17 protein-coding genes are annotated in these 19,588 nt (G+C 62.8%); 8 read left to right on the forward strand and 9 right to left on the reverse strand.

The genetic code is table 11. From position 1 onward, the window contains the following. Window positions 1-17 precede the first annotated feature (17 nt). Both dut and coaBC read right to left on the reverse strand, forming a co-directional pair. Window positions 18-479 carry a dUTP diphosphatase gene (dut, locus tag LH365_RS00315; protein WP_226744232.1) on the reverse strand — a complete coding sequence of 154 codons (462 nt, stop codon included), beginning with the start codon at window positions 477-479 and terminating at the stop codon, window positions 18-20. Beyond that, window positions 476-1,675 carry a bifunctional phosphopantothenoylcysteine decarboxylase/phosphopantothenate--cysteine ligase CoaBC gene (coaBC, locus tag LH365_RS00320; protein ID WP_226744233.1) on the reverse strand — a complete coding sequence of 400 codons (1,200 nt, stop codon included), beginning with the start codon at window positions 1,673-1,675 and terminating at the stop codon, window positions 476-478. Before coaBC ends, dut begins: the two co-directional genes overlap by 4 nt. A gap of 98 nt (window positions 1,676-1,773) precedes the next feature. Between coaBC and LH365_RS00325 the strand changes: the two genes are divergently transcribed. Then, window positions 1,774-2,373, forward strand: coding sequence for a hypothetical protein (locus LH365_RS00325; protein WP_226744234.1), 600 nt, complete (start codon window positions 1,774-1,776; stop codon window positions 2,371-2,373). Window positions 2,374-2,430: 57 nt separating this feature from the next. Further along, the gene (locus LH365_RS00330) at window positions 2,431-4,410 is read left to right on the forward strand and encodes a bifunctional diguanylate cyclase/phosphodiesterase (RefSeq protein WP_226744235.1); all 1,980 of its coding nucleotides are present in this window, start codon (window positions 2,431-2,433) and stop codon (window positions 4,408-4,410) included. On the opposite strand, the gene LH365_RS00335 is transcribed toward LH365_RS00330, so the two are convergent. The 7 genes from LH365_RS00335 to LH365_RS00365 form a co-directional block, all read right to left on the reverse strand. Further along, window positions 4,388-5,365 (reverse strand): magnesium transporter CorA family protein, encoded by a 978-nt coding sequence (locus LH365_RS00335; RefSeq protein ID WP_226744236.1) that lies wholly within the window; start codon window positions 5,363-5,365, stop codon window positions 4,388-4,390. The two genes, LH365_RS00330 and LH365_RS00335, sit on opposite strands and share 23 nt — an antisense overlap. A 49-nt stretch (window positions 5,366-5,414) precedes the next feature. Beyond that, window positions 5,415-5,813, reverse strand: a complete 399-nt coding sequence (locus tag LH365_RS00340) for a PIN domain-containing protein (RefSeq protein WP_226744237.1) — start codon at window positions 5,811-5,813, stop codon at window positions 5,415-5,417. After that, the gene (locus LH365_RS00345) at window positions 5,810-6,052 is read right to left on the reverse strand and encodes an AbrB/MazE/SpoVT family DNA-binding domain-containing protein (RefSeq protein ID WP_226744238.1); all 243 of its coding nucleotides are present in this window, start codon (window positions 6,050-6,052) and stop codon (window positions 5,810-5,812) included. The genes LH365_RS00340 and LH365_RS00345 overlap by 4 nt, the downstream gene beginning before the upstream one ends. A 54-nt stretch (window positions 6,053-6,106) precedes the next feature. Next, the gene (gene ubiB, locus LH365_RS00350; protein ID WP_370639752.1) at window positions 6,107-7,579 is read right to left on the reverse strand and encodes a 2-polyprenylphenol 6-hydroxylase; all 1,473 of its coding nucleotides are present in this window, start codon (window positions 7,577-7,579) and stop codon (window positions 6,107-6,109) included. A 57-nt stretch (window positions 7,580-7,636) separates the two neighbouring features. Continuing rightward, entirely contained in the window at window positions 7,637-8,380 is a 744-nt protein-coding gene (locus LH365_RS00355) for a class I SAM-dependent methyltransferase (protein WP_226744240.1), read from the reverse strand. Window positions 8,381-8,464: 84 nt separating this feature from the next. After that, window positions 8,465-8,839: an EF-hand domain-containing protein gene (locus LH365_RS00360; RefSeq protein WP_226744241.1), complete on the reverse strand. Its 375-nt coding sequence runs from the start codon at window positions 8,837-8,839 to the stop codon at window positions 8,465-8,467. A gap of 83 nt (window positions 8,840-8,922) precedes the next feature. Beyond that, entirely contained in the window at window positions 8,923-9,690 is a 768-nt protein-coding gene (locus LH365_RS00365) for a hypothetical protein (RefSeq protein ID WP_226744242.1), read from the reverse strand. 289 nt (window positions 9,691-9,979) lie between these two features. On the opposite strand from LH365_RS00365, the gene LH365_RS00370 reads away from it, so the two are divergent. From LH365_RS00370 to addA, 6 genes are read left to right on the forward strand one after another with little or no spacing between them, the layout of a single operon-like run. Continuing rightward, window positions 9,980-10,825, forward strand: a complete 846-nt coding sequence (locus LH365_RS00370) for a 1-acyl-sn-glycerol-3-phosphate acyltransferase (protein ID WP_226744243.1) — start codon at window positions 9,980-9,982, stop codon at window positions 10,823-10,825. Beyond that, window positions 10,822-11,268, forward strand: a complete 447-nt coding sequence (gene tsaE, locus LH365_RS00375) for a tRNA (adenosine(37)-N6)-threonylcarbamoyltransferase complex ATPase subunit type 1 TsaE (RefSeq protein ID WP_226744244.1) — start codon at window positions 10,822-10,824, stop codon at window positions 11,266-11,268. Before LH365_RS00370 ends, tsaE begins: the two co-directional genes overlap by 4 nt. Before the next feature lie 9 nt (window positions 11,269-11,277). Beyond that, a complete protein-coding gene (gene amgK / locus LH365_RS00380; RefSeq protein ID WP_226744245.1) occupies window positions 11,278-12,351 on the forward strand; it encodes an N-acetylmuramate/N-acetylglucosamine kinase AmgK in 1,074 nt (357 codons plus the stop codon). Then, window positions 12,348-13,064 carry an N-acetylmuramate alpha-1-phosphate uridylyltransferase MurU gene (murU, locus tag LH365_RS00385; RefSeq protein ID WP_226744246.1) on the forward strand — a complete coding sequence of 239 codons (717 nt, stop codon included), beginning with the start codon at window positions 12,348-12,350 and terminating at the stop codon, window positions 13,062-13,064. Before amgK ends, murU begins: the two co-directional genes overlap by 4 nt. A 3-nt stretch (window positions 13,065-13,067) precedes the next feature. Then, a complete protein-coding gene (locus LH365_RS00390; protein WP_226744247.1) occupies window positions 13,068-16,088 on the forward strand; it encodes a PD-(D/E)XK nuclease family protein in 3,021 nt (1,006 codons plus the stop codon). Next, window positions 16,085-19,588: a double-strand break repair helicase AddA gene (gene addA / locus LH365_RS00395; RefSeq protein ID WP_226744248.1), complete on the forward strand. Its 3,504-nt coding sequence runs from the start codon at window positions 16,085-16,087 to the stop codon at window positions 19,586-19,588. Before LH365_RS00390 ends, addA begins: the two co-directional genes overlap by 4 nt.

The following is a 19,588-nucleotide window of genomic DNA, read 5'->3' on the forward strand; positions in this document are numbered from 1 at the left end:
CGTGAGTGGAAGAGACTTTAGCCCCGCCCTGTCGAACCGAACCCGCCCGCACCGCGCGCCGTGTCGTCGAGGCTTTCGACCACTTCCCAGTCGATGCGGGCGTGACGCGCCACGACCATCTGCGCGATGCGGTCACCGCGGCGGATCTCGAAATCCTCGGACCCCAGATTGACGAGTATCACCCCGACCTCGCCGCGATAATCGGAATCGACCGTACCCGGCGAATTGAGGCAGGTAATGCCGAACTTCAACGCCAGACCCGAGCGCGGACGCACCTGCACCTCGAAGCCGAGCGGCACGGCCACCTTGAGCCCCGTCGGCACCAGCGCCCGGCCTAGCGGCTTCAGGGTCAGCACCTCGCCTTCCGCAATGGCGGCGCGCAGGTCGAGGCCCGCCGACCCCTCTGTCTCATAGGCCGGCAGGGCCAGACCGACGGCGTGCGGCAACTGGATGATGTGGGCGGTGGGCGTATAGGTCATTTCAGCCTTGTGGTCAGATACTGGATGAGATCGGCAGCGACCTCGGCCTTGGTCAGGTGTTTGCCTGCCGTAGGCCCAGAGGCGTCGATAAGAATCATATTGGTGGTGTCGCGATCGAAGACGTCCTTCGACACGTCATTGGCCAGAATGGCGTCGGCGCCCTTGGTGCGCAGCTTGGTCTGGCCGTAGACCTCGACATTGCGCGTTTCGGCGGCGAAGCCGATGACGAGCCTGGGGCGTTGCGTGGCGTGGTGGCCGACGCTGGCCAGAATGTCGGGATTCTTGACGAGCGTGATGCTCAGTTCGCCGTCTGCACCCTTCTTCTGCTTGTCGCGCGCGATCTCCTTGGCGCGCCAGTCGCCGACCGCCGCCACGCCGATAAACACATCGGCGGGCAGCGCCGCATGGACGGCGTCGTGCATCTCAAGCGCCGTCTCGACACCGACGCGCGTCACCCCGGCAGGTACAGGCAGGCTCACCGGCCCGGACACCAGAGTCACCTGTGCCCCGGCCTCGGCGGCAGCCGCGGCAATGGCATAACCCTGCTTGCCGGAAGAGCGGTTGGTGATGCCGCGCACGGGGTCCAGCGGCTCGAAGGTGGGCCCGGCGGTGATCAGGACGTGACGGCCCTTCAGGGGTTGGGTTTTAGGTTTCAACGCGGCCTGTATGGCGGCAAAAATAGCTTCCGGTTCGCTCATGCGTCCCAGCCCATATTCCCCGCAGGCCATATCGCCTTCGTCCGGACCGCTGAACAGCACGCCGTCGGCGCGCAAGGTCACCAGATTGCGTTGCGTCGCCGGGTGGTGCCACATGCGCACATTCATCGCCGGAGCCATCAGCACGCGCTTGTCGGTCGCCAGCAACAGGGTCGTCGCCAGATCGTCCGCCTGACCGTTGGCTAGCGAAGCCATCAGATTGGCGGTGGCCGGGGCCACGACCACCAGATCGGCCTGACGCGACAGGCTGATATGGCCCATTTCGGTTTCGTCGGTCAGATCGAACAGGTCCGTATAGATCTTGTCGCCCGACAGCGCCCCGGCACTCAACGGCGTGACGAACTGCTGCGCGGCCTTCGTCAGCACCACACGCACATTCATCCCGGCCTTTTTGATCAGGCGGATCAGTTCCAGCGACTTATAGGCGGCGATGCCGCCGCCGACGATCAGCAGGATACGGGGTGGGGTTGCAACGGTCATGAGTTAGCCTTTAATGGCCTTCGTGGGGATATGGCAAGTTATATGGGGGACGGATGACTTTCACACAACAAATCCGAGGTGTGCGGGGGATCCTGACCGTGCTGGGCCTGCTCCTGCTGGCGGCCTGCGACGCCGGACCGTCGGCTGTGCTGACAGACGGCAAGGGCCAGGCGCCCGCGGAACAGGTCGCGCCCCTTGAGGCCGCTCCCCAAACGCCCCAAACGTCGCAGACACCGCGCGCAACGCCGCCGCCCATCGAGGCCGAAATACCCGCGCCCCGCGTCGAAAACGACGCCATCCGTCTGACACCAGGTCCGAAGGCCGAGGTTACCCGCACGCGCTACGGCGACTGGCCGCTATGGTCGTCGAACCGCAAATATACGGCCTATGAAAATGCGACCTATCATTATGAAAAGCACGGGGCGGAGATCGGCGCGCGCTCCTATGAAGAGTGGCTGGCCATGGTCCACGGTTTCATCCATACGCCGCCTGCCGGGGTTGAAACCTTGGCCCGCAATAATGGCGACACCCTCTTCTACGACAAAAACCGCAATGTTTTCGCCGTGATGACGAAGAAGGGCGCGCCGCGCACCCTTTTCCGGCCCTATGAGGGTGCAGTCTACTGGCAGAAGCAAAAACAGATCGAGGCTGAACGGCGAACGATCACAAGAGACAATTTTGACCCTGGCGTCGATTAAATTCTTTTTAGACAAAATGGCTTAGGTTCGCTCGATCGACAACCGCGATCGAAACCATTGACCTCTATCGGCAAACCCCTCCTGGATCTGTTCCGTATTCCCGCCGACGAACCCGAGTTGGCGGTGGCGCAGTATCGTGCTCTGTCCCGGCAGGTGCCGCTGCTCTATTTTCTGCTGATCGTCAGCTCGCTGGCCGTCAGTTTCACCTTCTCGCGACTGGCGCCGCTGTGGCTGTCGGTATGGCTGCCGGGCGCCCTGTGCGCCATTGCCGGTGTGCGCGCGATACAATGGTGGCTGGCGCGCGATAGGTCCGTAACCGCCGAACAGGCCGTCGCCCAGCTTCGCCGCACCACGCGCCTGGCGGCCTTGCTGGCGGTCAGCTTCATGGCCTGGGGACTGAGCCTGCATCCCTATGGCGACGCTCATGCGCAGGGTCACGTCATCTTCTACATGGGCATTACGGTCGTCGGCTGTATCTTCTGCCTGATGCATCTGCGCCCGGCGGCGCTTCTGGTGACTTTGATCGTCAACATCCCCTTTGTCCTGTTTTTCGGCATGGCCGGTGACAAGACGGAAAAGGCCATTGCGGTCAATATCGTGCTGGTCAGCGCGACCATCATGACCATCCTGATGACCCACTACCGTGACTTCGCCGACCTGGTGCGTTCGCGCCGCGACCTGATCGGCAAGCAGATTGAAACGCAGGCCCTGTCCGATGAAAACTTCCGCATCGCCAACCTCGATGCTCTGACCGACCTGCCCAACCGGCGCCGGTTCTTCCACGATCTGGAACAGGCCTTTGCGGAGGCGCGTGAAGGGCATTTGCGCCTGTCAGTCGGCGTACTTGACCTCGATGGGTTCAAACCCATCAACGACACCTACGGACACGCTACCGGTGACCGCGTTCTGAGCGAAACGGCGCGTCGCTTCGAAAACGTCTGCCTGAGTTTCGCCGACGCCGAAGCCGATATCTACCGGTTGGGGGGCGATGAATTCGGCCTCATCGTGCGCAACCCGGTGTCTGCGGACGCGCTGGCCGATTTGGGCCGCCGCCTGACCGACGCCGTGCGCATGCCGTTCCCCGTCGGGAGCACCCATGCGCACATGGCCTGCTCCATCGGCGTGGCGACCTGGACCGCACCCATTCAGACCGCTGAAAACCTCTTCGAGAATGCCGACTACGCGCTCTATTACGCCAAGCGCAACCTGCGCGGACAGACCGTCCTGTTCAATGAAAAGCACGCGGCGGAAATTCGCACCCAGTCCCAGATCGAACGTTATCTGCTGTCGGCCGACCTCAATGCCGAGCTGTTACAGTTGTTCCAGCCGATCGTCGATCTGGCGACCGGTCGTGTCCTGTCGTTCGAAGCGCTGGCCCGCTGGTACAGCCCGCATCTGGGCCTCGTTACACCGGACGTCTTTATTCCGGTCGCGGAACGCGCCGGCCTGATCGGCGGCGTCACCCGCGTGTTGCTCGAAAAGGCCCTGCGCGAGATGCAGAACTGGCCCGAAGACATCGGCCTGTCGTTCAACCTCTCGGCCCATGACATCTGCGCCGCCGAAGGCGTGGTGCGACTGGTGGCCATCGTCAATGCCTCGGGCGTCGATCCGCGCCGCATCGATTTCGAGATCACCGAAACATCCATGGCGCATGACTTTGTCAAGGCGCGGCAGTCCATGCAGACCCTTAAGGCGCTCGGCTGCCATCTGTCGCTCGACGATTTCGGCACCGGCTATTCGTCGCTGAGCTATGTCCATCGCCTGCCGCTGGATCGCATCAAGGTCGACCGCAGCTTCGTCACCGACATCGAAAACGACAGCGCCAGCAAGATCGTGCGCTCCATGGCCGGGCTTTGCACCGATATGGGCCTGAAATCGATCATCGAAGGGGTCGAGACGCCGGAACAACTCAACCGGCTGCGCGCGATCGGCTGCGACATGGCGCAGGGCTATCTGTTCGCACGCCCGATGCCGCCTGCCGCCATTCCGGGCTATCTGGCCCAGAATATCGAGGCTACAACCAGCCGCGCCGTCTGAAGAACCAGTAGGGCGCCAGCACGGCCAGTCCCATCAGGCCGATGGCCAGCGGATAACCCAGCGTCCAGTGCAGTTCCGGCATATGGTCGAAATTCATGCCGTAGATCCCCGCGACCAGCGCCGGCGGCAGGAAGAAAACCGCCGTGGTCGAGAAAATTTTTCCGATCTGGTTCTGTTCGACATTGATCATGCCCAGCGCCGCATCGAGCTGAAAGCTGATCTTGTTCGATAGAAACGTCGTCTGATCGGCGATGGACTGAGTGTCTTTGAGCAGGGTGCCAAGGGTGCGCGTATGGCGTTCCTCTCCCGCCGGAGTGCCGTTCCTGAGGAAGCCCGCTACGCGCTGAAGGCTGAGTATGCTTTCGTGGATGCGCGAATTGAGATCGGCCAGCACGCCCAGCGATTTCAGCACGCCGTGCATGATGTCCGACGGCGTGCCCTTTTCGCTTTCAAAACCCCGATCGGAGAAGATGCGGCAGGACAGACCATCGAGACCGGTGATCACCTGATCCGAATGCGACACGGTGCGCAACACGATCGCTTCCAGCAGGCCCGTCAACACATCCATACTGGAGGGAAACGCCTTGGGCGACAGCAACATACGTTCCTGCAAAGTCAGGAAGGGTTGCGGATCGATGTCGCGGATGGTGATGAGAAAGTCCGGCGTCAGAATAAAGGTCACCGTCCCGCAAGCGCGCGCTTCACGGTCGTCGCTCAGGACAGCGGCGGTCATATAGGCCGTGCCGTCGCGCGTGTACATGCGGTTGAGGGCGTGATTGCGCCAGGTTTCCTCGCGCGTCGGCAGGGCGATGTTGAGATTCTGCGGCAGATGGCGCAATTCGTCTTCGGTCGGATTGAGCAGATCGATCCACACCGGCTCGTCCGGGACGTTCTGGTCAGCCCGCTGCTGGGTTTCAGCTATACGCTCGCCAAGGCGATGGAAGATGGTAATCATGGAACGGCCCTGTTTGAGACCATCCTGCCTGCGAAGCCTTGCGCAATGCTTAAGCCATGAGCAAGGTCATGCCCGCATGACGACTGGCGCTCTGATCGAAGGTGTAGGTGAGCGTGCATCCGGCGCTTCGACCAAGACGTTCGATCAGGCATTCCGAATAATCGCCCTTCGACGCTTTATAATCCGTCAGCGCCTGATAGGCTTCGGCCCGTTTTTCCGCAACAAGTTGATGAGAGGACAAGAGCCCCTCAATCACCTCAACGAGGTCGGGGCGTGACAAACCATAGCTCTGCTTCAGAACCCAGACCGTCTCGACAAGCGTAACGATAGATATGAAACCCGGCGCGTCCGTCGTCAGGGACTCGATGAGGGTGGTGGCCAGAGCCGCCTGTTTCGCATCATCCTGCATGATGTAGCGGACAATGACATTCGTATCGAGGCCGATCATTCGCGCCGCGAAGCCTCGCGTCCAATGGCTTCATTCATTTCGGCTATCGAAACGGCCTGACGAGGCTTTGCAAAGCGCCCTTTCAGATCGGTGATGGACTTCGTGGCGGCGACGATGAGCACCTTACCCGGCTCGATTTCCACGAATTCCAGACGATCGCCGGTATTGATGGACAGCGCGCGGCGCACATCCACCGGGATGGTGACCTGACCCTTGCTGGTGACGGTGGCGGTAGACATACAGCGCTCCTTGCCTGCCTTACATTAAGGTAAGGCGCAATGTAAGGCAAGCACTTAACCCACGACCACTGCAATCCACACCATAACGCCCAGTGCCAGTACCGAGGCGATCAGGGCCAGGGTCGAGACCGCGCGGCTATGGCGCAATTCGGCCTGCAGCGACACCATGGCCAGCCGGTCGCGGTCGCGCAGCGCTATGTCCTCGTCATCGGTCTTCAGCTTCTGCACCAGTTTGTCGAGAATGCGGCGGGCTTCGGCCACCGGAGACAGTTCGGCCTGAATGAAGTCGCGCACCACCGGCCGCGCGGCCTCCCAGATGTCGTGCTCCGGGTAGATGCGCCGCGCCACGCCCTCGACGCTGACCATGGTCTTTTGCAGCAGCACCAGTTCGGGGCGCAGATGCATGTCGAACTGCGCGGTGATCTCGAAAAGTTGCGTCAGCAGACGCCCCATCGACACCTCCGTCGCCGCCCGGCCCAGCACCGGCTCGCCCACGGCGCGCAGGGCCTGGGCAAAGGCATTGACGTCGTGGTGTTTAGGCACATAACCGGCTTCGAAATGCACTTCAGCCACGCGCTTGTAATTACGGCGCAGGAAGCCCCACAGCATCTCGGCCAGATAGAGCCGCTCCTTGGGCTTGAGCCGCCCGACAATGCCGAAATCGATGGCCGTCAGCTTGTCAGGGGCCTGAGCGAACAGATTGCCTTCGTGCAGGTCGGCGTGGAACATGCCGTGGTTCAGCGCCTGTGACAGAAAGGCGCGGATCAGATTGTCAGCCATCGCCTTATGTTGAAGGCCCGGCTGGGTCAGGGCCTCCGGGCGGCTGAGCGGCACGCCCCTGGCCCATTCGGTGACGATCACGCGCTTGGCCACATAGTGCCAGACGACCTTCGGCGCCGACATATAGGGCTCGGCATTGATGATCTGCCCCAGTTCGTCCGCTGCCGAAGCCTCAAGCCGCAGGTCCAGCTCCAGCAGCAGCGACTGCGCCACCGTCGCCACGAAGGCCTCCGGCTCCAGCCGGCGCGAGGCCGGTGAAATAAAGGCGATCAGCTTGGCTGCCAGCGTCATCATGGCCACGTCATCGGCAATGATCTGCTCGATGCGCGGACGCAGGATCTTGACCGCCACCTGACGACCGTCCTTGAGCACGGCGCGGTGCGCCTGAGCGATCGAGGCCGCGCCGATCACTTCACCGAACTCGAAGAAGATGTCCTCTACCGGCTTTTCCAGCGCTTCCTCGACCAGACGCCGCGCCGTCTGCGCATCGAACGGCGGCAACTGGTCCTTAAGGTGACTGAGGTCGCGGATAAATTCGTCGCCGAAGATATCGCCGCGCGTCGACAAAACCTGCCCCAGCTTGATGAAGGCCGGCCCCAGCTTTTCAAACGCACGCGCATAACGCAGGCCGACGCGGTCTTGCGTCCCGCGGCGCGCGAACAGAAAGCGCAGGGCGTTGGAAAAGAAACGCGACGGCGGATTGAGCTGATAACTCAGTTCGCGCGGGATCAGCACGTCCTCGCGCATCAGGACGAACCCGGCCTTGATCAGGCGGAAGAAGGAAGCGAATGCCGACGCCAAGGCTTACGCCCAGCCGTAATGCAGGGCGCACACCCCGCCAGTGAAATTGGTGTAACCGGTGCGGCGGAAACCGGCCTTGTCCATCATGCCCTTGAAGCTATCCTGATCCGGAAAGCGTTTGATGCTTTCGACCAGATACTGATAGGACTCGCGATCATTGGCGATCATCTGACCCATGAAGGGAATGATTTTGAAGGCGTAGAATTCGTAGGTGTTTTCGACCAGCCTGGTGGTCGGGTGCGAGAATTCCAGACAGAAGAAACGCCCGCCGGGCCTCAGCACGCGCTTGGCTTCGTTGAGCGCCACCTGCACGTCGGCGACATTGCGGATGCCGAAGGAGATGATGTAGGCATCGACGCTGTTGTCGGCGATAGCGAGATTCATCGCATCCCCCACCGACCAGGTGATTTCCGGCTCGCCCCCCTTCTGGATACCCGCTTCGATCATCGCCTGATTATAGTCGATGATGCGGATTTCGGCGTCCTTGCCGCCGCGTCTGGCCTTGGCCAAACGGGCCAGTCTGGCCAGACGGCGCGCGATATCGCCCGTACCGCCGGCGCAGTCGATGATGACCTCGCCCGGCTGCGGATTGAGTTTGGCGCAGGCCGCATCCTTCCAAAGATGGTGCACGCCGACCGACATGACGTCGTTCATCAGGTCGTACTTGGCGGCGACGTTTTTGAACACGCCGTGGACCAGATTGACCTTTTCCTTCGCCTCTACATCGCGGAAGCCAAAGGAAGACATTTTAGGGGATTCGGAAGGGGCCGTCTGTTCGCTCATGCGAGCGTTTTTAGACCAGCCGTGACGCTTTGGCGATAAGGAAAGTCCTTATTTGAGGCCCTGCGTCGTTTTTTCCCGCCCGATCAAGGCCAGGGCCGCCTTGGCGCGGTATTCGGCCAACGACACCTTATGGTCCTGATTGTCGTCATAGAGTGAAATGAAGAACCTGGCGTCGGCCTTTACCGCCTCCGGATCGCTGCCCGTATGCGGCAAGCGCGGAGCCTCATCTTCGGTGATGAGGCCGTCCGTGTTGCGGTCGAACTCGGCAAAGATGCGCTTGATCTCGGCTTCTCGCTCGGCGGGCGTCATCTTGTCCGTGCGCTCGGTAAAGGATGAGGGTTTGGACTTGGGATCGATCACGTCCTGCGCGCACACCGCGCCCGGCAGGGACATAACGGCCAGCGAAATCAGGATCGCGCGCATGACAGGACAGCTCCGGACGGTTTCCACCATTATATGTGACGCTAAGCTTGCCGGTTCAATGGGGCCGGATTGGGGCGCGGCGTTCAAAGGCTGTCGGGGCCGTAATTGCTGGCCGCGCTGTCGCTGGCCACGGTCTCCGCCGCCGGCAGAGACGGCACCTCTATCGTCACCGCCGATGCGCTGGCTGCCGCTTCGCCTTCCAGCTTCGACGGCGCGTGAAGATCGTTGCGCACATAGTGATACATGCGCTCGTCCGAACAGGCACAGACGCGGATATGTTCGGTTCCGTCGCGCCAGATGACCAGCGGGTAGCGGATCGGCACGCCGTTATCGCCCAGTAGCGGCTCAAGCTTGGCGATGAAGTTCCGACTGGCCTCGACCACGGCCGAACGCGCCAGATCGCCGTCCGCCGGACGGAAGGTCGGCATCCATGACTCTTCGGTCGCCGCGCGCCATTGCCTGTACAGCGGATAGGAGCGATTGAGCCAGATTTCCGCTATGGTCGAACGTTCCGACGGCGTCGTCTTGACCTTGCCCTCGATATCCGCAGGCGCGAAAGGCACGATGCGGATATCGGCGGAAATGGCCTCCAGCTTGGGCAGTTCCTGATCCTCCCACACCTTGCAGGTGGCGCAGTTGCGATAGGTGATAACCCAGACCTCCGGGCCTTCCTTGCCCGACGCCGCATAGCCCGAAGCGTCCAGAAGCTCCTGTATTTCCTTCTGCTTTTGCGTAATGGTCACCGGCTGCCAGCGCACGAAAAAGTTCCAGTACGCCCAGTAACCGGCAATGCCCAGCACGGCCGCGGTCGTCAGGAACAATATGGCGTAAAGTATGTGCTTTCTGGTCATCCGGCGCTTAGCCCCTCTCGAACGCTCCGACTATAAGCGCGTTATGAGGCATCTGTTAAGGGTTTGGTTAACAGATTCAGCCCCATGACAAGGCCATTAGGCCGAATATGATACCAGTGAGGGCGGCAAACCACAGCCACAGATAGGGACCTCTGGCCTTGATGCGACGGCGGTCAGGATTTTTAGAGGCCGGGATTGAGGCTGGGATTTTAGGGCGCGAAGCGGTCATGCTATTCGTTTAGCAACAAAGCCGGGACAGCGAAACCCGCGCATATGGGGGAGGGAAACAATGGCGGCATTACCGACGCCCCGCAACATCGTCGAAGAGTTGATCATCGAGCGCGCGCCGCATCTGGCTAAATCCGCTGTGTGGCCGGTGGCGCGACCTGCCCTCTATAGCCTGCTCGGCTATGGCCGCGCGGTACATATGGCCGAAGCCGTTGCCGACCTGTCGGGTCAGGCGGCGCTCGACTATATTTCGCAGCTTCTGTCGCTCCACACAGTCGCGCAACACGCCGAACGCATCCCGGCGCAGGGACGCTGCGTCGTCATCTGCAACCACCCGACCGGCATTGCCGACGGCATCGCGGTTTACGATGCGATTCGTAAGGTGCGTTCCGATATCACCTTTTTCGCCAATGCTGACGCATTACGGGTAAACCCGCGCTTCGGCGAGGTGTTGATCCCCGTCGAATGGGTCGAGGCCAAACGCACGCGGGAAAAAACCCGCGCCACGCTGAACGCCACGCGCGACGCCTTTGGGGCCGAGAAATGCGTCGTCCTGTTCCCCGCCGGGCGTCTGGCGCGACGTGGACCGGACGGTCAGCTCAGCGATCCGCCGTGGCAGACCACCGCCCTGTCGCTGGCGCAGAAGTACGGTGCGCCGCTGGTGCCCATGCACCTGAACGGCCCCAATTCGCTATGGTTTCACGCCTTCAATCGCGTGTCCCAGGAGTTGCGCGACATCACCCTGTTCCATGAGTTCTTGAATAAAGCCGGCAAGCGTTTCGATCTGACCGTCGGGCCGATCATCCCTCCCGAGCGCCTCGATGCCGAGGCGGGCCTGTTGTGCGAGAGGCTGAAGACCTATATCGAACGGCAACTACCGCTCGATCCGGACCGCGCCGCTCTATGATTTTTTCCGACGATTGCTTCCTCAAGGACGATGGCGACACCGCCGCCTATGGCGCGTGGCTGGCCGAGCAGTTGAGCCCTGGCGATGTCGTCTATCTGCTGGGGGAATTGGGAGCCGGCAAGTCGACTCTGGCGCGCGGTTTGATCCGTGCCCTGACCACGCCCGACGAGGACGTACCGTCGCCGACCTTCACCCTCGTGCAGACCTATGAAGGCCGTGACTTCGACATTGCCCATTTCGACCTCTACCGCCTGACCGACCCGGAAGAGGTGCACGAAATCGGCCTGTTCGAACTGGCCGACACGCATCTGTGTCTCATCGAATGGCCCCAGAGACTTGAGGGGTTGCGATTGGGCCATTTCGCCTTTGACGCACCGTGGATCGTACGCCTAAAAGAAGAGGATTCGGGCCGCCGCGTGACGCTTGAGCGGCCCGGCCAATAAGAGTTTCATATGACCGATCGTGAAGACCTCCGCGTCCGTTTTCTGCAACAGGCGGGCCTGACTGATGCACGACGCGACCCGCTGCCGGGAGACGCTTCGACGCGGCGGTACGAACGCCTGACACGCACCGATGGCTCGACCCTGATGCTGATGGATCAGCCCCCGACGGGGGCAAAACCCTGTCCTCCGGAAGCGAATGCTGAAGAACGTCAACAGCTTGGTTATTTTGCACAGACGCGTCTGTCCGCAGGCGATCTGACGGCCTTTGCCGGGGCTGCCGCCTATCTGAGCGACCGCGGCTTTTCGGCCCCAAGGCTCTATGAAAGCGATCTGGAAAACGGTCTGATCCTGCATGAGGATTTGGGCAGTGCCCTCTTCGCGCGCCTGATCGAAGAGGGCGAGAACGAAGCCCCGCTCTATCTGTCCGCTGTCTCGGTGCTGGCGAAGCTGCACGACGTCCCGCCGCCTGCAACCGTCGGCGACTGGCCCCTGCTGACCTATGACGCGCTGGCGCTGAAGACCGGGGCCGACCTCTTCCTCGAATGGCTGCCGCAGTACGATCCGAGCCTCCGCTTTTCCGCTCAGGCGCGTGCCGATTGGGACGGGTTATTGGCCCCGCTGCGCACTGAGGCCGAAGCCGGCGCCAGCGTCTTCATCCATCGCGACTATCACGCCGAAAACCTGCTGTGGCTCGGTGACCGCGAAGGCGTGGCCCGTGTCGGCCTGATCGATTTTCAGGACTGCCTCAAGGCGCATCCGGCCTGGGATCTGCACTCGCTGCTGCAGGACGCCCGCCGCGACGTGTCGCCTCAGGTCGAAGCTCTGTGCCTCGACCACTATTTCAGTCTGCGCCCCGAACAGGACCGCGAAGCCTTCATGCGCCTGTACACGGCGCTGGCGACGCTCAATCAGGCGCGTATTCTGGGCGTTTTCGCCCGACTGGTCACCCGCGACCACAAACCGCGCTACGAGGCCTTCATGCCGCGCATGTGGCAACATCTGGGGCGCAATCTCAACGCACCGGCGCTCAAGGGCCTGCGCGACTGGTTCATCTCCAACGGTCTGGGGGACCGCATCGCATGACGCAGATTAAAACCGCAATGGTTTTGGCGGCAGGACTGGGCACCCGTATGCGCCCCCTCACCGACGATCGGCCCAAGGCGCTGGTCGAGGTCGGCGGGCGCACCCTGATCGACCACATGATCGACCGCCTCAAAAGCGCGGGCGTCGAGCGCTGCGTGGTCAATGTCCACTATTTCGCCGATCGGCTTGAAGCGCATCTGAAAACGCGCACGGATGTCGAGATCATCATTTCGGACGAGCGCGGCAAACTGCTGGAGACCGGCGGCGGCCTGAAAAAAGCCCGCCCGCTGCTGGGTGACAATCCGATTTTCGTCGCCAATATCGACAGCGTGTGGATCGAAGACGGCGGCGGCGACCGCGCCCTCGCCGACATGCGCGACCAATGGCAGGCCAACCAGATGGACGCCCTGTTGCTGCTGGCCGAGATGACGCGCTCCAGCGGCTTTGATGGCGCGGGCGATTTCTTTCTTGGTGACGACCGCCGTCTGACCTTCCGCGGTCAGGCCGCCTCCGCTCCGCTCAACTATATGGGTGTGCACATCACCCACCCCGATATCGTAATGAGCGTTACCGAGGATGCCTTTTCCCTGACGCCGGTCTGGCGGCAGAAGGCGACGGAAGGCCGCCTCTACGGCGTGATGATGCATGGCGACTGGATGCATGTCGGCGACCCCGCTGCGCGCGACGCCGCCGAAGCGCGCCTGAGGGCATAGGACATGCAAAGCCGCGACCTCTTCGTCACCCCCGCCCCGCGCTGGTATTCCATCCCGTCGGGGCGGCCGTTTCTCGACGATCTGGCGCGCGGCCTGTGCGAGGCCCTGGGCGACGACCTGCCTCAGGCCCTGATCCTTACGCCGACACGGCGCGGCGCGCGGCAAATGGCCCATGCCTTCACCGATCAGTGCCGCGCTGGTGCGCTTCTGCTGCCGCAGGTACGGGCCTTGGGCGATCTCGAAGAGGGCGAGCCGCCGTTCGATCTGGAGCATCTGGGCCTCGAACTGCCGCCGGCCCTGTCCTCGACGCGGCGGCGCTTCGAACTGGCCAAACTGATCAAGGCGCATTACGAAAGCGACGTGCCGCTAAATGCCCGGACGGCGCTGGAAATGGCTGATTCCTTGGCTAAATTTTTCGATTCCCTGGCTCTGGAAGAGATCGATGCCTCGGACAGACTGGACCGTCTTGTCCACGATCCGCAGTTGTTGCACGAAGGGCTTGGCGGGCTGGCGGAACACTGGCAGGTCTCGGCGCGCTTTCTTGCTATCGCCGTCGATCTGTGGCCCAAGCGGCTCAAAGACCTGGATATGATGGACCCCAGCCAGCGGCTGGTGACGCTGATCCATCGGCTTGGCGATCAGTGGGAAAAGACTCCGCCGACCCACCCCGTAATCGTCGCCGGCACCACCGGCACCACGCCCGCCACGGCGCGGCTGATGGGGCTGGTGTCCAAATTCGAGCAGGGCGCGGTGGTCCTGCCCGGCCTCGATCTGTCGCTGGCCGAGGACGTCTGGGCACAGGTCGGCGACTCGCACCCGCAAGGGGCGATGAAGGCCCTGCTCGACCGTCACCGCGTCAGTCGCGAGACCGTCAACACCTGGCCCGTATCGATCGAAGCCGACCGCGCCCGTCACGCCCGCCGTCGCGTGCTCAATGAAGCGCTGCGCCCTGCCGAAGCGACCACGGACTGGCGCGCCCAGATCGCCGCGCTGAAAGCCGCCTCCGACACCGCCATCAGGGACGGGCTCCAAGGTCTGACGCATATCGAAGGCCGCAACGACGAAGAAACGGCGGCGGTGATCGCGTTGTTGATGCGTGAAGCGCTGGAAACACCCGGCAAGACCGCCGCCCTGATCACGCCGGACATCACCCTGTCGCGGCGGGTGACGGCGCGACTGTCGCGCTGGGGCGTGCGGCCCGACTCATCGGCGGGTGAAGCCCTGATCCACAGCCCCGCCGGGCGCTTCCTGCACAGCCTGCTCGACCTGATCCTGGAGCCGTTCGACGCGGTTAAGCTTCTGGCTTTGCTGAAACATCCGTTATGCCGCTTTGCCGACGAACGCGACCTGAATACCCTGGAACTTAAGGGGTTGCGGGGGGCCAAGCCGCGCGATGCGGCCGAAATTCTGGCCAGATTGAACAAAAAAGAGGCCTTTGAGGCCGCCGCTCTGTGGCAGGACTACACGCACACAACCACGTATTACGAAACCCCAAAGACAGACCTGTCCAGCTTTGTGCGCGCCCTGACGGTTTGGGCCGAATCTCTGGCCGCGAACGCGGGTCAGGCCCTATGGCGCGGGGCGGCCGGCGCGTCGGCTTCGGCGCTTTTGTCCGATCTGATGTCCGAAGGCCGCGATTTCGTCGTCGAGGACGATCAGGTCTTTGTCGATATCCTGCGCCGCGCCCTGCGCTCGACTACAGTGCGCACCGGCGGACACACCCATCCGCGTCTGTCCGTTTTAGGCGCCATCGAAGCGCGCATGTTCTCCGCCGATCGCCTCATTCTGGCCGGTCTGGAAGAGGGTGTGTGGCCGCAAGCCGCCGAAGTCGATCCCTTCCTGTCGCGACCCATGCGAAAGGCGCTGGGCCTGCCCTCACCCGAACGCCGCACGGGTTTGTCGGCGCACGACTTCGTGCAGTCGGCCAGCCAGCCGGAAGTGTGGATGGTCACGCGCCAGCGCCGCGAAGGCGAACCGCAGGTGCAGTCGCGCTGGCTGTGGCGGCTGGAAACCCTGACCACCGGCGCGGGCGAACACATCCCGACCCATCCGCAATGGCTCGACTGGGCACGGCGTATGGACGGTCCCCTGAGCGCCGTGCCGGAGGCATTGAAACCCGCCGCCCGGCCGCAGCCCGCGCCGCCGGTCGAGGCCCGCCCCCTGCAACTGCCGGTGACGCAGGTCGAGATGCTGGAACGCGATCCCTATGCCGTCTATGCGCGCTATGTGCTCAAACTCAAGCCGCTCGACCGCCCCAATGAACCGTTCGAGGCCCTGCGCCGTGGCACCGCCATCCACGCCGTCGCCGAAAAGTTTGCCGCCGATGACGCCCCGCTGGGCGAGGCCGGGGTTCAGGTCTTCTGCGACCTGCTGGAGGCGCAGTTGCGCGCCGAAAACCTCAGCGAGGCGCAACTGGCCCTACAACGCCCGTTGTTCCCGCTGCTGGCGCGTGAATATGTGGCCTTTGAGGCCGAGCGTCGCGCCGATCGTCCGCGTCTGCTGATCGAACAATCGGGCGAACTGAAAATCGGTCTGCCGCGCGGCCCCTTTATCCTGACCGCCAAGGCCGACCGCGTCGAGGTGCACGATCGTGGCGTAGACGTGGTCGATTTCAAGACCGGCCAGCCGCCGTCGCCCAAGGCGGTGATCGCCGGCTTCTATCCGCAACTGACCCTGACGGCGGCCATCCTGAAATACGGCAGTTTCGGCGGTTTCGAGGACGTGCACCGCGCCAAGGGGCTGGGTGAACTGGTCTATGTGCGCCTGGGGCAGGACGTGGTGAAACCGCGCCTCGTCCACGACAAGAAAAACCCGCTGACCGCCGATGAGATGGCCGACCGCGCGCTGAGCCGCCTCAAGACGCGCCTGACGCAGTATGAAAATCCGAAGCAGGGCTACGTGTCGTGGCGCGCGCCGCAATACCGCATGGAGCGCGGCGGCGATTACGACCAGTTGGCGCGGCTCTATGAGTGGCACGTCCTGGGCGACCGCGAAGCCGAATCGACGAGCGAGGACAGCGAATGAACCCGCAAAACGCCGCCGCCGATCCCGAAGTGTCGTGCTTCCTGACCGCCAATGCCGGGTCAGGCAAGACCTCGACCCTTGTCAACCGCGTGGCCCGCCTGCTGCTGCGCGGGGCGAAGCCCGAACACATTCTCTGCGTCACCTATACCAAGGCCGCCGCCGCTGAAATGCAGGGCCGCCTGTATGAACGGCTGGGCGGCTGGGCCGTGGCCGAAGACGCCGCGCTGGCCGACGAGTTGCGCCAGATCGATGAAAACCCTGACGATCTGGCCACCGCCCGCGCCCTGTTCGCTCAGGCGCTGGAAACGCCGGGTGGACTGAAAATCCAGACCATCCACGCCTTCTGCGAAAAGCTGTTGCGGCGCTTCCCGCTGGAGGCCGGACTGAGCCCGTCGTTTCAGGTGCTCGACGATCTGATCGCGCGCGATCTGGCGGCCAAGGCGCTGGAGGGGCTGCTGACGCTGCCTGAGGGCGCGCACCGCGATCACCTCATCCGCACACTGAAAGCCCAGAAGTTTGAACAGCTTCTGTCGCAGTTCATCTATCAGCACGACCGTATCCGCGAGGCTCTGGACGGGCTTCGAGCCGATGCCGAACGCACAGGTCTGTCTTTCAGCGCCTACATCTTCAAACGCCTTGATCTCGACCCGCCGATGACACCGGATCAGGTGGTCCATGCCTTTGCTAACAGCCTGAATTGGGAGATCATCCCGGAGATGGCGCGTTCGCTGGCGACAATCGGCACCAAGGGCAATCAGAACCTGTCGGAAGCGTTGTTAAAGTTTTGCGAAACGCGCAATTGCGGCGGGACCTTCGATTTTGACGCCTTCTACGCCCTGTTCTACACAGGTAAGGGTGAGCCGCGTAAAGAACTGTGCTCGACCAAGAGTAATCAGGCCGACCGCGATACGCTGGAACGGTGGCGCGAACCGCTGGCCGAAGCGGTGGAAAAGCGCAAGGCGGCTGAAACCGCGCTCAATACCCTCTATACCCTCATGTTGTTCGAGGATTTCAGCGCCATCTATCAGGACCTGAAACGCCGCACGGGCGCGCTCGATTTTCAGGATCTGATCAGCCGCGCCAAGCGCCTGTTGTCCGGCGCGTCCATGTCGCAGTGGGTGCTGTTCAAGATGGACGGCGGGCTGGAGCATGTGCTGGTCGATGAGGGGCAGGACACGTCTGGCGATCAGTGGGATATTATTGATGCTCTTGTCGATGATTTTTTCGACGGGGCCGGTGCACCAGTATTTAAATCGCGCATCGACCGAACGATCTTCGCCGTTGGGGACGAAAAGCAGTCTATCTACGGCTTTCAGGGTGCCAAGCCTGATTTGTTTTTAGGCAAGCGGCAATATTATCAAACACGGACTGAACGCGCCGGGAAACGCTTCGTCGTGCCGCAACTGGTGCAAAGCTGGCGCTCCCTGCCGCAGGTGTTGGGCTTTGTCGACAGCGCCTTCGACGACCCCGATCTCTCCGAAGCGCTCAACTTCACCGCCGAACGCATCATCCACGATGCCCGCCGCTCCGAACGCCCGGCCACGGTCGAGTTGTGGCCGCCCATCTACCCCCTGCCAGTACCGGATATGGATGATGCCGACGACGAAGACATCGCCCCGGTCGATGCCTCGGGTGCGGCCCCGGCCAAGCGTCTGGCGCAGCAACTGGCCTTCCATATCGCGCAGGAAATCCACCAGGGGCGCAGCGTCATTGACAAATCGTCGCGCGCCCCGCGTCCCATGCACGCCGGCGATGTCCTCATTCTGGTGCGCAAGCGCGACGCCCTGTTCGAGCATATCATCCGCGAACTGAAACAGGCCGGTGTGCCGGTCTCCGGCGCGGATCGGCTCAAGCTGTCGGACCATATCGCCTTTCAGGACCTCCGCGCCCTGATGCGCATGTGTCTGCAACCGGGCGACAGCCTGTCCCTGGCCGCCGTCCTGCGCAGCCCGCTGTGCGACATTAGCGAAGACGACCTGTTCACCCTGACGCAGGTGGAAAACGCCAATCTGTGGCAGGCGCTGAACCGGTTGAAGGACAATCCTCGCTTTTCCGAAGCCCAGTCCTTTATCGGCTGGGCCCTGTCCGAAGCGCCGCAGCGCACCGCCTTCGACTTTCTGGGGCTGGTCCTCAATCGCCGCGACGATGAAGGCCGCACCCAGCGTCAGCGCTTCATCACCCGGTTGGGGGTCGAATGCGAGGACGTGCTGGACGAGACGCTGAACCTGGCGCTCAAGGGCGAAGGGGTCGGGGCCATCGGCGTGATCGATTTCCTCAACCTGTGCGAATTCAATGCGTCCGAAATCAAGCGCGAGCAGGAAGAAGGCGGCGACCGCGTGCGCGTCATGACCGTGCACGGCTCCAAGGGCCTCGAAGCGCCGTGGGTGGTGCTGCCTATGGCGCCCGGTTTCAAATCGACGCGCAATGACGACCTGCTGCTGACCTCGGACGAGGGCGATTTGTTCCTGTCGGCGCAGGGCAAGGACGGCGACCCTGATGCGGTAAGCGCGCTCAAGGCCGCCCGATCCTTACGCGAAGCCAAGGAAGGCCTGCGCCTCTTCTACGTGGCCCTGACGCGGGCGCGCGACCGGCTGACCCTGTGCGGCTATCGCGGCAGCCGCGCGGCGAACGGCCCCTTCCCCGACTGGTATGATCTGGCGGAGGACGGGTTCGCGCGCTTGCCGCGTGAAGTGGTGACGGCGGTTGAACTGGATAAGGCTGTCGAGTTCGGCGCACCTAAGGATCAGGAGCCTTCCGAAAAAGCGGAACTGATCCTTTTCGGTGAGCGCGCACCGTTGATGACCGCCGAGGCCCGCGCCTTGCAGATACAGACCGGTCTGCCTGCCTTTATGGCCGCTGCGCCGGTGCACGATCCGGAAGCCGATGTCGTCTGGCGCGCCGTGTCGCAACTGAGCGACGAGGACCGTTCCGCCGAAGACCGTGCACCTTCGCCTCTGGCCGAGCAGAAGGGGCAGGGCCGGTTCGGTCGCGGTCTGAAAATCCACAAGCTGTTTGAAATCCTGCCTGCCCTGCCGGTGGCCGATCGCAACGCGGTGGCGGCGCAATGGCTGAAACGGCAACCCGACCTGGACGACGCGCAACGTGACGAAATCCGTCAGGCGGTGATGGGCGTGCTGACGGATGATCGCTTCGCCGACGCCTTCGGTCCGGATTCGCGGCCTGAAGTGGCGCTGGCGGGTCAGGTCGGGACCAATGCGCGCGGCGAGGCCGTCTTTATGTCCGGACGCATCGACCGGCTGGTGATCGGGACCGAGCGAGTGCTGGTCATAGATTACAAATCCAACCGCCCCGCCCCCGATTCGGCAGATGAAGCCGCCGCCGACTATCAGCGTCAGATGGCCGGTTACGTCGCCCTGCTGCGCCAGATCTATCCGCAGAAGCAGGTCGAAGCGGCGCTGCTGTGGACCGACGGCCCCAAGCTGACGCCCTTAAGCGAGGCTTTAGTAAATCTCAGGCTGGCGGAAATCGGGGGCCATTGA

The organism is Asticcacaulis sp. AND118 (genome assembly GCF_020535245.1).
In the GTDB taxonomy this organism is placed as follows: domain Bacteria; phylum Pseudomonadota; class Alphaproteobacteria; order Caulobacterales; family Caulobacteraceae; genus Asticcacaulis.

Coding starts and splice junctions, on each gene's coding strand:
- dut (WP_226744232.1), bottom strand. CDS start 479: ATGACCTATACGCCCACCGCCCACATCATCCAGTTGCCGCACGCCGTC.
- coaBC (WP_226744233.1), bottom strand. CDS start 1,675: ATGACCGTTGCAACCCCACCCCGTATCCTGCTGATCGTCGGCGGCGGC.
- LH365_RS00335 (WP_226744236.1), bottom strand. CDS start 5,365: ATGATTACCATCTTCCATCGCCTTGGCGAGCGTATAGCTGAAACCCAG.
- LH365_RS00340 (WP_226744237.1), bottom strand. CDS start 5,813: ATGATCGGCCTCGATACGAATGTCATTGTCCGCTACATCATGCAGGAT.
- LH365_RS00345 (WP_226744238.1), bottom strand. CDS start 6,052: ATGTCTACCGCCACCGTCACCAGCAAGGGTCAGGTCACCATCCCGGTG.
- ubiB (WP_370639752.1), bottom strand. CDS start 7,579: ATGCGCGAGGACGTGCTGATCCCGCGCGAACTGAGTTATCAGCTCAAT.
- LH365_RS00355 (WP_226744240.1), bottom strand. CDS start 8,380: ATGTCTTCCTTTGGCTTCCGCGATGTAGAGGCGAAGGAAAAGGTCAAT.
- LH365_RS00360 (WP_226744241.1), bottom strand. CDS start 8,839: ATGCGCGCGATCCTGATTTCGCTGGCCGTTATGTCCCTGCCGGGCGCG.
- LH365_RS00365 (WP_226744242.1), bottom strand. CDS start 9,690: ATGACCAGAAAGCACATACTTTACGCCATATTGTTCCTGACGACCGCG.
- LH365_RS00370 (WP_226744243.1), top strand. CDS start 9,980: ATGGCGGCATTACCGACGCCCCGCAACATCGTCGAAGAGTTGATCATC.
- tsaE (WP_226744244.1), top strand. CDS start 10,822: ATGATTTTTTCCGACGATTGCTTCCTCAAGGACGATGGCGACACCGCC.
- amgK (WP_226744245.1), top strand. CDS start 11,278: ATGACCGATCGTGAAGACCTCCGCGTCCGTTTTCTGCAACAGGCGGGC.
- murU (WP_226744246.1), top strand. CDS start 12,348: ATGACGCAGATTAAAACCGCAATGGTTTTGGCGGCAGGACTGGGCACC.
- LH365_RS00390 (WP_226744247.1), top strand. CDS start 13,068: ATGCAAAGCCGCGACCTCTTCGTCACCCCCGCCCCGCGCTGGTATTCC.
- addA (WP_226744248.1), top strand. CDS start 16,085: ATGAACCCGCAAAACGCCGCCGCCGATCCCGAAGTGTCGTGCTTCCTG.